Source organism: Rossellomorea oryzaecorticis (assembly GCF_038405515.1).
GTDB classification, from domain to species: Bacteria; Bacillota; Bacilli; order Bacillales; family Bacillaceae_B; genus Rossellomorea; species Rossellomorea oryzaecorticis_A.
In genome coordinates this window covers 134765-148520 of the sequence record NZ_JBBYAF010000005.1, presented here as the reverse complement: position 1 = coordinate 148520, position 13756 = coordinate 134765, and the positions used below count along the sequence as shown (strand labels likewise).

At 40.5% G+C, this 13756-nt stretch carries 15 protein-coding genes; 1 reads left to right on the top strand and 14 read right to left on the bottom strand.

From position 1 onward, the window contains the following. Window positions 1-310: 310 nt before the first annotated feature. Window positions 311-751: a DUF6376 family protein gene (locus tag AAEO50_RS04405; protein WP_341980844.1), complete on the bottom strand. Its 441-nt coding sequence runs from the start codon at window positions 749-751 to the stop codon at window positions 311-313. A gap of 147 nt (window positions 752-898) precedes the next feature. Beyond that, window positions 899-1996, bottom strand: coding sequence for a Xaa-Pro peptidase family protein (locus AAEO50_RS04400; RefSeq protein ID WP_341980842.1), 1098 nt, complete (start codon window positions 1994-1996; stop codon window positions 899-901). A 219-nt stretch (window positions 1997-2215) separates the two neighbouring features. On the opposite strand from AAEO50_RS04400, the gene AAEO50_RS21390 reads away from it, so the two are divergent. Beyond that, window positions 2216-2353, top strand: coding sequence for a putative holin-like toxin (locus AAEO50_RS21390; RefSeq protein ID WP_425383148.1), 138 nt, complete (start codon window positions 2216-2218; stop codon window positions 2351-2353). A gap of 179 nt (window positions 2354-2532) precedes the next feature. Here AAEO50_RS21390 and AAEO50_RS04395 read toward each other — a convergent pair whose 3' ends face one another. From AAEO50_RS04395 to AAEO50_RS04340, 12 genes are all read right to left on the bottom strand, one after another. Beyond that, a complete protein-coding gene (locus tag AAEO50_RS04395; protein ID WP_341980840.1) occupies window positions 2533-2967 on the bottom strand; it encodes a DUF4064 domain-containing protein in 435 nt (144 codons plus the stop codon). A 232-nt stretch (window positions 2968-3199) separates the two neighbouring features. Beyond that, window positions 3200-4060 (bottom strand): SDR family oxidoreductase, encoded by an 861-nt coding sequence (locus AAEO50_RS04390; protein ID WP_341980838.1) that lies wholly within the window; start codon window positions 4058-4060, stop codon window positions 3200-3202. A gap of 262 nt (window positions 4061-4322) precedes the next feature. Further along, window positions 4323-4871 carry a hypothetical protein gene (locus AAEO50_RS04385; protein WP_341980836.1) on the bottom strand — a complete coding sequence of 183 codons (549 nt, stop codon included), beginning with the start codon at window positions 4869-4871 and terminating at the stop codon, window positions 4323-4325. Window positions 4872-4882: 11 nt separating this feature from the next. Beyond that, window positions 4883-5347, bottom strand: coding sequence for a GNAT family N-acetyltransferase (locus AAEO50_RS04380; RefSeq protein ID WP_341980834.1), 465 nt, complete (start codon window positions 5345-5347; stop codon window positions 4883-4885). A 131-nt stretch (window positions 5348-5478) separates the two neighbouring features. Next, window positions 5479-7140, bottom strand: a complete 1662-nt coding sequence (locus tag AAEO50_RS04375; RefSeq protein WP_341980832.1) for a glycerol-3-phosphate dehydrogenase/oxidase — start codon at window positions 7138-7140, stop codon at window positions 5479-5481. Window positions 7141-7340: 200 nt separating this feature from the next. Continuing rightward, complete coding sequence (gene glpK / locus AAEO50_RS04370; RefSeq protein WP_341980830.1) at window positions 7341-8831, bottom strand: glycerol kinase GlpK; 1491 nt, start codon at window positions 8829-8831, stop codon at window positions 7341-7343. A 20-nt stretch (window positions 8832-8851) separates the two neighbouring features. Next, on the bottom strand, window positions 8852-9682 hold the full coding sequence (locus tag AAEO50_RS04365; RefSeq protein ID WP_341980828.1) for an MIP/aquaporin family protein: 831 nt from the start codon (window positions 9680-9682) through the stop codon (window positions 8852-8854). A gap of 300 nt (window positions 9683-9982) precedes the next feature. After that, a complete protein-coding gene (locus AAEO50_RS04360; protein ID WP_341980826.1) occupies window positions 9983-10543 on the bottom strand; it encodes a glycerol-3-phosphate responsive antiterminator in 561 nt (186 codons plus the stop codon). A gap of 304 nt (window positions 10544-10847) precedes the next feature. Continuing rightward, window positions 10848-11630: a DeoR/GlpR family DNA-binding transcription regulator gene (locus AAEO50_RS04355; protein ID WP_341980824.1), complete on the bottom strand. Its 783-nt coding sequence runs from the start codon at window positions 11628-11630 to the stop codon at window positions 10848-10850. Between the two features lie 160 nt (window positions 11631-11790). Beyond that, on the bottom strand, window positions 11791-12240 hold the full coding sequence (locus AAEO50_RS04350; RefSeq protein WP_341980821.1) for an NUDIX hydrolase: 450 nt from the start codon (window positions 12238-12240) through the stop codon (window positions 11791-11793). Window positions 12241-12275: 35 nt separating this feature from the next. Then, window positions 12276-13313: a DUF2332 domain-containing protein gene (locus tag AAEO50_RS04345; RefSeq protein WP_341980819.1), complete on the bottom strand. Its 1038-nt coding sequence runs from the start codon at window positions 13311-13313 to the stop codon at window positions 12276-12278. After that, a complete protein-coding gene (locus AAEO50_RS04340; protein ID WP_341980817.1) occupies window positions 13310-13708 on the bottom strand; it encodes a VOC family protein in 399 nt (132 codons plus the stop codon). Before AAEO50_RS04340 ends, AAEO50_RS04345 begins: the two co-directional genes overlap by 4 nt. Window positions 13709-13756 lie beyond the last annotated feature (48 nt).

Below are 13756 nucleotides of genomic sequence, written 5' to 3'. Positions count from 1 at the left end.
GGAAGAAAAGCGGAGGGGCTTTGTTCAGAGGCGGGTGACATAAGGCGAATCGGCCACGAAGGCGTTCTTTGCCTTCTTGGACGGTTTGACTTATGACATGTGCCTCTAAGACCTGGAGCTGGACAGGTCTCACATAAGCTACTCTTCCCGCAGGAGTCTTCGTCTTGCACTCCAATCAACCGCTGGAAAGAGCTAAATCTAAATGTATATTTGAATAAATTAAAAACCCGAACTAATTTGCTTCCTAGAATGCAAGTTAGTTCGGGTTTTACTTAGAACAAAACACTTTTGTCCCAGCCTCTTCTATAAATTATTGACCCAAGTTTTCCAGGTTTCCTTTTATTTCTTGAAGCTGATCAAAGGTTTGCACAATCTCCAGATTTTGCAGCTCATCCAACTGAATTTCCCCTTTGTCGATTTGAGATTGAGCCTGTTCGATTCCTTTCAGAGCTTTATTGTTATACTCCTCAACTTTTGTATGAAGATCTTCCGCAAGCGATGGGGGCGTCAGGTTATTTATTTCTTCTATTTCTGCTTCCATCTCATTCAGGCGGTCCTCTAATCTAGGGACGGCAGCCTGTTCTGCTGCCGCCTCTTCTACTAAAGTTGGAAAATCATTAGCGAACTGTTCTGCTTCGTTTAAGTAATCAGTCATTTCCTCTACATAGGTTAAGCTGTTATTCGCTTCTTCCAGTAAGCCGCAGCCGGTGAGAAGGAATAGTGAGAATAGTAAAATGAAGGTTTTTTTCATTGGCTCTCTCCTTTTTTTGCAATGTACTAATCTATACGAAAAAAATACATGAAAGTTTCATTTCTTTTTATATGGCCAATCAATAATATGCCTTAGAAGACACTTTTAGATAAAAGGAGAGCTGATTCTTAATCAGCTCTCCTCCTGTCAGTCAATTATTTGAAGTTCTTTTGGGAATTTGGTCAAGGTCTCATAGCCGTCTTCCGTAATGAGTACATCATCTTCAATTCTTACGCCGCCGATTTCAGGGACATAAATACCCGGCTCGATTGTATAAGTCATACCTTTTTTTAGGGTGCCGTCATTTAAGTGACTCATGGATGGGAACTCATGTACATTGATTCCGAGACCGTGCCCGATCCGGTGAGGGAAGTTCTCACCGTACCCTGCTTCAGTGATAATATCACGAGCTATTTGATCGAGGTCTCCGATACGGGTGCCTGGTTTACTTGCTTCAAGGGATGCAAGTTCTGCTTTAAGAACCGTCTCGTAGATTTCTCTTTGCTTTTCAGAAACTGATTTATAGGCAAATGTCCTTGTGATATCTGAAGTGTAGCCTTCCAGGACTACCCCGAGATCAAAAAGCACAAGATCTCCTGTTTTCAGCTTTCTGTCACCAGGGTTGCCGTGAGGATCTCCAGCCTTTTCACCAAACAATACCATTGTTGAGAAGGACATTTCCCGTATTCCTTTTTTCTTCAGTTCGTATTCAATCTTCGCAAGAACTTCCATTTCCGTGATGCCTTCTTGAAGAGCATTGACGCCTACTTCGACTCCGAAATCTGCCATTTCTGCTGCCCGCCGCATGATTTCAATCTCTTTCTCATCTTTGACAACGCGCATCGCATTTAATTTGTCTTCCACATTTACTACCTCTGCATTAGTAAAGTTGGATAAAAATGCTTCACTGCGTCCATAGGTTAGGACATCTTTTTCAAAGGCCACTTTGTTTCCGTTCACTCCACGCTTTTCTATTGCTTGTTTAATAAATTCCCACGGATTCTCATGGTCGGAATAGCCAATCACTTCGTCCTTCCATCCAGCATCCTTTACTTGTCTCGCTTCCATTCCTGGAAGGACCACAAATGGATTTGCATTTGGGAAAACGAATAGCCCCAATAAACGTTCGTGTGGGTCTGTATGAAAATTCGTCAAATAAAATACGTTTTCAGTTGAATTGATAAATGCTGCTTCAATGTTTTCATCTTTCAACCATTGCTTGAGGGTTTCTAATCGCTGCTGCATTCTCTGTTCCTCCTTGACTTTCTTATATATATGTAATCGTTTTAAATGAGCATATCCATGCTAACATATTTTTTGCTTCCGGTGAAATATTGTCGTGTTTAAGATTAAAAACAAAAAATACCCTGTTGTTTATTTGACAGGGTAGTGCTTTTCCTACCTCTTGCCTATAAAGGGTTGGACGTTAATATGATATAATTTGGATACACAGTAAGATGTAGGGTGGGAGTGGCCACTTCCTGGCTAAAGGAGGTGGTGCCTATAGTGACAACGTATGAGGCTTTGACGCTAATGATAACCTTTAGCTCTTTGATCGTCTCCATCATTGCCATTGTTATTTCGAATGACAATAAGAAATAACCCCACCCTCGTTAAGCGCCTAAACTTTGAAGGGCAGAGTTATTTCCTTTCTCTATTGGGCCACTGCTTTCCTTGCAGTTGCTGTGTGGCAAGAGACATCGGCTGCAACCGGTGTCTCTTTGTTATTAGTTATGCTCTACTTTTAAGATAGTATAAATCCTGGATTAAATCAAGATGTTCTAGTCTTGATAAACGGTTTCGCTCGGTTTTGGCTTGCGGACGAAAGCCATGATTCCTGCTATTAAGAATAACAAACCCGGTATAAATCCGAACCCTATTGTACCGATCCCGATCACAAGGGCTGCTAAAATAAACATGATCCCTGAAAGAATTGGCTTTCTGTTTTTCACAATTGTTAGTACAGCAACCAATCCGAAAATGGACGCGATGAGACCGATGACGATCAAGTACCATCCCATTGTTTCCGCAAAACCTAAAATAAATGACGTATCCTGAGGTGTCATTGCCGGATCACTTTCCATCATTTGCTCCATTTCATCCATTATAGCAGGATCGCCCATACTCATATTCGTCACGATCCCTATGATGGAGAATAAAGCCGATAATACGATTCCGATGATTCCCATCACTACTTCTCCGGTTCTTTTTACCATATAAACCTCTCCTCCACTAACTTATACTCTTCAATTATATTGAAAGTTTTTAAAAACATCACTCCTGAGTTCCTTTCTTGTATAAAACATCTACACATTAAATTATTCTATCTTTTGACAAATTTCTCCTTCCATTAAATAAAAGTCTTATTTTTCAGATAATAAATACTGTATTAGAAAAGAATCCCTTGTATAACTATGAAGTCTTCCTGAAATTCACATAATCTGCTTATTACTTCTTAGGGGAATGATATCTTAATTTTTTTAGAACGATTTTTTCTATCAGACTCCAAGGGAGAATGCTTTTCAATAAGATTGTAAGCCTGGTTCCACCTCCAGCAGGGTTTCTGAATTCGGTAATTCTACCGGAAGCTATATCACCAATTAGTTCAGATATATCTTCCGGGTTACCTAACCGAACCTGACCCTTTTCCATTTCTGATTTTATCTTTTTCATATATGTATAATAAGGTGACTCCTTTTCAAGAGACCGGGAGGCAACTTTCATGCCTGTTGTCCAAATGTTTGTTTGATATGATCCCGGTTCAATCAAGAAGACATCAACCCCAAATGGTTTAAGCTCAAGCCGGAGACTTTCACTATATCCTTCAAGTGCGTGTTTAGAAGATACATATGGGCTTAATCCAGGGAATCCAAAACGGCCGCTGATGCTGCTCATATTTATGATTTTCCCTTTTCCCTGCTTTCTCAAGAGCGGTAATACAACTTGAGTGACAGCCATCACCCCGAATACATTTGTTTCAAATTGTTCCCTGTATTCTGCCATACTCACTTCTTCAGCAAAACCTCCAAGGGCATAACCCGCGTTGTTCAGTAGAAGATCAATTGAAACATACTGCTGAGTAAGTGTTCCTTTAAAAGATTCGATTGATTCCTCTGAAGTCACATCTAATGACATGATTGTTATGTATGTTCCTACTCCACGTAATTTAGCCAATTTCAATAATTCTTCAGCCTTCTTTGTGTCACGCATCGTGGCAAGTACATGATATCCCTGAAGTGCAAGTTCGATTGAGGAAAGTAATCCAAAGCCGCTGTTTGCACCAGTCACGATTGCAATTTTTCTATCCACTGTTCATCTCCACCATTCAAGTGTTCTACTACTAGTATAGCAATAAGTATACAAACATAAAAAAAGACGGCTTCATCCCATTGAAGCCGTCAAAGTCGAGGATATGGTGTCAATTTCACTTCCCAGTTTACGTTTTTATTCCCAGACTATCAAATGCTTTATAAAGCCCTTAATGCTTCTCTGCTTAAATGTACAAAAGTGTGTGGTGATTTCCGCACGAATTCATATATTTATATAATTTTAAGCATAACTTCGTGATGATTTATTGGGCCGGTGCCGCAGCCACCACTTTTCCTTCTTCACTATAAAGTGTCACTAAAGGAACGCTGAGCTGTTTTCCTTCGTACGTCTCCACATGTAGAAAGTAAGGACCTTTAGGTAAATTAACTTTCTTATAGTCTATATAATTTCGATATTTAAAATATTCTGCGCGAGTGTCCTTAACGTTGCCGTATACGATAAATTGATCGTTATTCAAAAAACTGGAACCTAGAATAGGGTTTTGTGCTTCCTCGTCTCTAATCAATTCATAAAACGGGAAAAGATCTGTTTTTACATAGTAAGCAATCCCGATGTTATCATTCATGCCTTTTGAGGTATATAAGAGAACATACTGCTCCCCGATTTTTCTTTTTAGAACAACGGTGACTTTATTTTGATCATTCGTCTTGAATTCTTCTATATGTGACGATAGATTTTCTTTTGTTGTAAGCAAGTCACGTTTTCCAATTAAATTCACCAAAAGTGTGCTTAAAACGGTGCTTATTATTACGATAAATAACCCCTTGGATAGGCTTCCTGATTTGTTCACACCAGTCCCCCTTAGTCAATCTCTTTGTAGACGTACTCCCTGAAGATTGTAAAGCCCTGTTTTTGATAAAAGTCTTTGGCCATTTTATTATCACGCCAATAATCAAGCTCTATTTTATGTAAATTGTATTTCTTGGCGAGGCATATGATTTCTTTCATGAAGAAGCTCCCATAGCCTTTTCTGCGGGCGTTTGCATCTATACTCAATTGATGAACCAGTAAAGAACTGTATGCTTTCTTAAATAGATTCTCAGGATAGTGTTTTTTTTCAATCCAAGCATATCCGACGGCCACCCCTTCATCCTCAAGTATAAGAAAGATGTGATGTGTTTCTTCGATTACCTTCTTAAAAAATTCTTTGATTGCCTCGTATTGATATTCTTTAAAATAGTCGGGATACGCTTCTACATGCACTTTTTGTACTGCTTCATTGAGTACAGCAATTTTTTCATAATCCTTCGTCTGATAAATGTTCATGAGAAAACCCTCCGTTTTTCCTTGTTTTCCCATTATACCAAATGATTAGATTTGCGCAGTTTTTTTCTGAAACAATTTTGAGAACGACCACAAAAAATCGGCAGAGGTCTCCCCCCTGCCGATTTATCTTATTACTCCTGATCTACCGGAACAACAGCATTTTTCAATTCTTTTTTCAATTCCAACGTGTACTCTATTTTTTGATCAGTTTTCCAGTTCAACAATTTAGCCATAATGTCTATGGCAGGTTCATGCCACTTCTCCACCCATTCACGTGCAAAGAACATTGCGCCAGTTCTGCGAATAAAGAAGTCAACCGGCGTAGCGGCCATTTCCTCCTGGATTGCATAGATGAGTTGTGCATATAGTGTGACAGGTACAGCACGCTCTTCAGATGAACCCGTGTAAGCATGGGCAAGCTTGAACAATTGTTCAACGTTTGAACCATACATGCTTGCAAGTTTGCGGCCTTCTTCTTCTGTCAATCCGTATTGGAGAGCTTCTTTTGATTTTTGAGCAATAAAAGCCGGCAAGTTTTTCGAACCGCCTACATGACCACCTGAAATAGGCATGTTCTTTGTAGAAGAAGCAGGAAATTTCTTTTTATCTTCCTCTTTTAATCTTTTGGCGACAAGATCGACAACCGTCTCTCCCATTTTTCGGTATCCTGTCAGTTTTCCGCCGGCAATGGTGATAAGTCCACTTTCCGCTTCCCATATTTCATCTTTTCGGGAAATTTCCGAAGGATCCTTCCCTTTTTCAAATATGAGCGGACGGATTCCTGCCCAGCTGGATTCTACATCCTCTTTTGTTACAGTGACATCTGGAAACATATAATGAATCGCTTCAAGGATGTAGTCTCTATCTTCTGTTGTCATCTGTGGTGTGGCTTTGTTTTTATCATAAAAAGTATCAGTGGTTCCCACGTATGCTTTTCCGTCTCTAGGAATCGCAAAGACCATTCGACCGTCAGGTGTGTCAAAATATACAGCTTGCTTTAAAGGGAATTTACTCTGATCAATTACGATGTGCACTCCCTTTGTAAGACGAAGCTGCTTATTATTGGTGCTGTAGTCCTTTCCGCGTACTTCATCAACCCACGGTCCTGCAGCATTTATGATTTTCGAGCCGAGTATTTGCAGAGTATCTCCATTAATTTGATCCTCTGCTTCAATACCGACTGCTTTTTTGTTTTCATAAAGGAAGCGTTGGGATTTAATATAGTTGATTGCTGTCGCGCCGTGAGCAATCGCTTCTTTCATTACTTCAATCGTCAAACGTGCATCATCGGTACGATATTCCACGTAATAGCCTCCGCCCTTTAACCCATTCTTTTTAACAAGCGGCTCTTTGGATAGAGTGTCGGCAGCAGAAAGCATTGTTCGTCTTTCATTTTTCCTTACTCCAGCAAGGTAATCGTATACTTTCAATCCAATCGATGTGCTGAACTTACCGAACGAACCGTCTTTATGGAGCGGGAGAAGCATCCATTCCGGCGTGGTCACATGCGGTCCGTTTTCATAAACGATTTCCCGTTCTTTCCCTACTTCAGCCACCATCTTCACTTCGAACTGTTTCAAATATCGCAAGCCGCCATGCACAAGCTTCGTTGAACGGCTTGAGGTGCCGGCAGCAAAATCCTGCATTTCAACAAGCGCTACCTTCATACCTCGTTTCGAAGCATCAAGTGCAATACCCGCACCTGTAATACCTCCGCCGATAATAATCAGATCATAGTTCTGCGAGGTTAATTGATTTTTTATTTCCTGTCTTGCAGTACTTGAAAAGGTCATAATGTAAATCCTCCTACGCCAATTTGAATAGTAAAAAATAAATTCAATTTCAGTTTATAAATTTTCGCTATAGTAAGTGTATATCCATAAAAAAAGAGACCAAAACTAACATCATGGATGTACAGGTCCATAATGCAGATTGGTCTCTCTTAGTCTCTTACCGATTTATTAACTTATTATCAATATATCACAATTATAAATTATTTGAAAGCCATTGCAGCTTTAACAGCTTTTTTCCAGCCGTTATACAATTGTTCCTGGCTTTCTTGGGACATTTTCGGTTCGAATTCTCTGTCTTTATTCCACTGTTTGGCGATTTCATTACGATCTTTCCAGTATCCAACTGCGAGGCCAGCCAAGTAGGCCGCACCTAAAGCAGTGGTTTCACTAATGACAGATTTTTCAACAGGCACATTCAAAATATCACTTTGGAACTGCATAAGGAAATCATTTTTTACCACACCGCCGTCCACACGCAGTTTTTTCAGGGCAATGCCTGAATCTGCTTCCATAGCTGTAAGTACATCTTTCGTCTGATAAGCAAGGGATTCCAATGTGGCACGCACAAAATGCTCCTTGGATGTTCCGCGAGTCAGTCCAAAGACAGCACCTCGAACATCGCTGTCCCAATATGGAGTGCCGAGTCCCACAAATGCAGGTACTACATATACACCATCAGTGGATTCTACTTTTTCAGCATAGCCTTGGCTGTCTTTAGCTTCTTTCAGCATGCGAAGTCCATCACGAAGCCATTGAATAGCGGAACCAGCCACAAAGATGCTGCCCTCCAGTGCGTATTCCACCTTACCGTCAATCCCCCAAGCAAGTGTGGTTAATAGTCCATTATCCGATTTTACGGCTTTATCTCCAGTATTCATAAGCATAAAGCAGCCTGTACCGTACGTGTTTTTCCCCATGCCTTTTTCAAAGCAGGCTTGTCCAAATAAAGCTGCCTGCTGATCGCCCGCTGCACCGGCGATTGGAATCTCCTGTCCGAAGAAGTGATGGGTGATGGTTTTTGCGTATACTTCTGAAGATGGTCTGACTTCCGGAAGCATTTCCATTGGAACACCCAGTATATCGAGAAGTTCTTTATCCCACTTTAAATCATGAATATTATACATCAACGTCCTTGAAGCATTGGAATAATCGGTTACATGAGCTTCTCCACCGGACATTTTCCAAATCAGCCATGTATCGATCGTACCGAATAGCAGCTGGCCATTTTCGGCTTTTTCACGCGCTCCTTCAACATTATCAAGTATCCACTTTACTTTCGTCCCTGAGAAGTAAGCATCGATTAACAATCCTGTCTTGTCACGGAAGGTATCATTATATCCTTTGGACTTCAACTCTTCACATATCTCCGCTGTTTGTCTGGACTGCCAAACAATTGCATTGTAGACAGGTGTACCGGTTTCCTTATCCCAAACAACGGTCGTTTCACGCTGGTTCGTTATACCGATTCCTTCAATTTGCTCCGGTTTAACGCTGGACTCCGATAAGACGGTTGCGATAACAGCCAAAATAGAACCCCATATTTCATTCGCATTATGCTCAACCCAGCCCGGTTTCGGAAAATGCTGGGTGAATTCTTTTTGACTCGTATGAACGATTTCACCCTGTTTGTTAAATAATATGGCCCTTGAACTTGTCGTTCCCTGGTCTAACGATAAAATAAACTTTTCCATAATTAATTCCTCCCGTGAATTTAGTTTTCAGTTGATAATTTTTCAACCTTCTGTGAAAGTGTCAATTTTCTATCGCTTAAGTATGCTGCTCCCAGAACTATTAATGTGATTACAAGAACAATCCAGAAGCTTGTGGTGACTTGTCCGATAAATACTGCTTTATAGAAGACGCCTCCGAATGATCCGCCCAACACAGGCCCTAAAACCGGTATCCAGGCATATCCCCAATTCGAAGGTCCTTTCCCTGGTATCGGAAGCAGGAAATGGGCAATGCGTGGTCCCAGGTCACGTGCCGGGTTGATTGCATACCCTGTCGTCCCGCCGAGTGAAATACCGATAGCGATAATCAAAAACCCTACAATAAACGGATTTAAACCATCTGTAAAAGTATTCGCTCCGATTGACAATAATCCTACCACTAACACAAAAGTTCCAATGATCTCACTTAATAAATTTGAGAAAACATGCGGTATGGCTGGTCCGGTGGCAAACACGCCCAGCTTCACATCTGGATCCTTCGTAGCATGCCAGTGAGGCAAAAAATGCAAGTAAGTAATAATTGCACCGAGAATCGCCCCAAGCATCTGTGCAAGAATATACTGCGGCACCTGACTCCACTGAAAATCACCGTTGAAAGCCAAGCCCAATGTCACTGCCGGATTAATGTGAGCCCCGCTGAATTGACCGACTGCATACACACTCATGGCAACACCCAGCCCCCAGCCGAATGTGATGACAATCCATCCTGAGTTATAGGCAAAGGATTCTTTCAGATTTACATTGGCACATACTCCCGCACCAAAGATGATGAGTAAGGCTGTTCCAATCACTTCTCCTAAAAAAGCTGTCATGTCCATTACCCCATTTCTTTTTGGATTACTGTGAAGAGACCGTTTTCATTAATGGATATACCAAAAGTGCTACAACTATATATATCCTGCTTGCTTCATTGGAAAACAGGTATAGCAATAATCCTGAAAATTATTTACACAAAATAAAAAAGAGACATGCGGAAATCAGCCCCCTTTAAGGCATAATTTACGTACGTCTCTTATCTCTCTGCACAGTGTATTAACTTGGTTACTATACTAAGAGGAAATGAAAACGTTGTCAACAGGTATTTGGTAGCAGGTGAATCGCGTTAAGCTGCTTTATTTGTTATCAAAATGCTTCCACAAGGCACGGTCGGATGTCGTAATAGCAGTAGCACCGGCCTCTATAGCCGCTTCCACTTCCTCGATTGTTTCAATCAGCCCCCCTGCAAATATAGGCTTTCCTGTTTTTTCGCGAATTTCAGTGATGATCTTAGGTATAACTCCCGGAAGAACTTCAATGTAATCAGGGTCGGTTTTTTGTATCAAATCGATGCTCCGGTTCATTGCACTCGAGTCGATCACGAACATTCTTTGTGTAGCATACACACCTTTTTGGCGTGCCTTTTTTATCACATTTCCTTTAGTGGAGATGATACCATATGGTTTGATTTCCTGACAGACATATTCAGTTCCATATTCATCATTTGCGAGTCCATGAATGAGGTCGATATGCAGAAACATCTTCCGGTTCTGCTGCTTGGCATATTGAAACACACTTTTCAGCATTCCGACATGAAGATCCAGAAACACGCCATATTCAAACGATGTCCCCAGCATCTTATCAAAGTCTTTCATCGATCGAATTGCAGGAAGTATTTTTTGTCCTTCAAAACTCATTCCTTCACCTTCTTGATAGGATGGTATAGTAGTTGTTGTTTAAGAAGTAATTATAGCATAATAGGCCTGATATGCTCGAAGGCAGCTCAACTTAGAAAAGTTTCATTTGCGTTTTGCGCAAAAGTTTGGAGAGAAGAGCATATTAATTAAAATGATTCTAAAGGATCATAAAATTTGAAATAGGATCATATCTTCACTCCGTCATGAAAAACCCATCTTCTTTTATTGTTTTTTAAGGGAATATCACACAGAAAAATTTTCTTACCTACATCATCTATCATCCACTAAAAGAATGGTGGGAAATTCATGAGTGTCCATCTTCCCGCAGCGCAATTATCGTATGTACACCATGGGATTGGATCAATTGAATTTTATCTTCATTCGCTTTTTCATCTGTAATGACTATGTCAAGTTTTGACAATGGTATATTCATTCCTGCAAACATGTCCATGCCTAATTTATGATTCTCCATTAACACGATGTTTTTCCTTGAATTAGTAAGAATAGTATTGTGGAAGATTGCCACTTCAGGTGTTGACGTGCTGAGCCCCCGTGACGTTAATCCTCCAGCCGTCGTGAAATTCACATCCACTGTAAATTGTTTTGAGAATTCGTTCGCCAAGCCATCAGTAATATTGCCCGAGGCTTTCATCATCCCACCAATCAGGTAGGTTTCTACATTTGCAAATTCTCTTAGGTGATATGCTATTTCCACTGAGTTGGTAACAACGGTGAATCCAATATTCCTGGGGATGTATTTTAGCATAAGATAATGGATGGAGGAGCCGCCAATAAAAACGGTTTCGTCTTCCTTGATATAATCTGCAGCTGCTTTTGCAATTGCAACCTGAGCTGGCTTCCCTTCTCCATACCGGATCGAAGGGGCTTGTGGTTTATTGCGCGCTTTCGGATTTGGGATCGCGCCGCCATGGGTCCTCTTCAGCAAACCGTCTTCTTCCATGATAGATAAATCCCTCCGAATGGAGTCAATCGATACGTTATATTCTTCTGCAAGATCTTTGGCTAACACCCTGCCGATTTTTATGACTTTTTCTAAGATTTTTTCTCTTCTTTCTTCAGAAAACATGGGAGTCCTCCTTTGTACACGTTTGTTCATGGATACTTGTCATATATATTCATATTATTTCCTGTTAAAGGATAGTGTCAACGAATACTTAATTGTTTTAGCCTATTATTTGTTTCAACTAAAAAACTGCCATATAAGTATTTCAGGCAGTTTTTACTTTTTATGAAAATGTATATGCTTTCAGTAAATGAAGATCTAAATCATCATATTCCGTTAATTCAATATTTTCATTCCAAAGCATAATGTTATTTGTTTCATCATTATTTATGAAGGGTTGAATCTCTTTCACTATACGATGGAAAACGGGGTTATATTGGACCGTTCCTTCAGCGGTTTTCACTTTCATCAAACCTTTGAACTCCATGAAGTCCAAGTTCTGCCCTGTTTCTTCATACAGCTCTCTAATTGCGCATTCTTCATATGTTTCACCATTTTTTCTTTTTCCAGCAGGAAGCTCCCATTGGTTGCGATAAACGTTATAACACAAAAGATATCTATTGTCCTTCTTTACAATGGCAAATGATCCTGCAATAGGCTGATACAGATTTATTTCATTTTCGCGCAATGGAATAAAACTGATAAACCGCCGCCCAACATTATTTTTTATCATAGCTTCGCTCCTATTAAACAAACCATATTATGACATCATCTCGAGAGACTTTCTTGAGACAAATTCCATTGAAACCATTTACCGTGCCCATCTGTGTCCCCGATAACATAGCGCTCTTCTATACCGTTGATATAGCAGTCTAGATGGAGCAGCCGATCCCACATATTATTGTATAGATGAAAAATATCGTGGTTTTTTCCTATCTCTTTGATCTTAGCTTGAAGCTCTCTTTTGGAAGACTCAGGAATCTGATTGGCTACATGGGTATGGAAAATACATATTGCATTGTCAGCAGTTATTTCGTTGATTTTATCAGGAAACCTTTCAACACCGTCTCCTTCAATAAACTCAATATCTACTTCCTTTGTCATCTTAGCTGCAGAGGTAAATAAGTCTCTTCTTTCAGTGTGCTCCGGCCAAATCAGTGCCAATAGCCATGGGAAATCTTGTTCTTCATTGATGTGCAAATCATAACCTGTTCTTGAGGAAACAGGAGGGGGAACCGAATGAAGATGTGGAAAGGTGTGCCCTGCAATTTCCGAAGTAACCTTAACTTCTGAAGAGGCATTTCCGAAAGTTGTCTCTTGATGATTGTATTGGTACTGATACTGATCCCATGCAAGCTGCAAACCAGCACTTGTTCCTATTTCAATTAAAGCCAGGGGTTTTTCCGCCCTTTCATACATATAGCAAAAGGCAGGGTATAAATATGCGCATCTTCTTACTTCGTTCGTTTGGACAAGTTTGGTTTGCAATAAGTGAGTCAGTTGTTGTTTGTTCTGAAGGCAGAAGTCTTTGAAATGTGAAAAAGATTCTGTAACGGGTAAGGGCTCTTCAACTAAACTGGGATAGTAATATCGTAAGGAGTGAGATGAATAGTTCATTAATAGGTAATGCACTGCACCGAACAGCAGGTTTGGAACAGGCTGTCCTTTCCGGCAGGAAGTACATATAAACAGGAGCTCCTCATCACTTGCTATTTTGTGGGACAGATGCTCATATAACGGACTCGATTGATGGCATTCCTGTTCTGCGAAGGTTTTGAAACGCTGTGATATAGAATACAAACTCATTGGATATGCCTCCCTAAAATCGTCACGATTTTTTTCTGGATTTCTTGCTGGTCCTTGTATTGGAATAGTCCGATGCCATTCCCCCAGGGATCAGAAAAAGTCGCCCACTTGACGGGAACCTCTTTTCTTGAATAAATGCTAAAATCTTCAACACCCAATAAGTGAATCAATCGTTCTTTTTCTGCTTCGAGGTCAGCTACTCCTAAACGGATGGGTCCGCTGTCCGTTGAGGGTGTTCCCTCTGCTATCTGCAGCCAGCATCCCGGGAGAAGTTCCCACTCGGCAAATCCTTCATGCGGTACAAAATCAGGTTCTTTATTCAACATCGTGGCATACCATGTTTGCCCTTCTTTTATATTTGGAACACGTACCTGAATGGTCATTTCATAAATCATCCTTTAGTTACCCCTTTCCTGCTTTAAGTAAGTTTAGAGAACAGCATA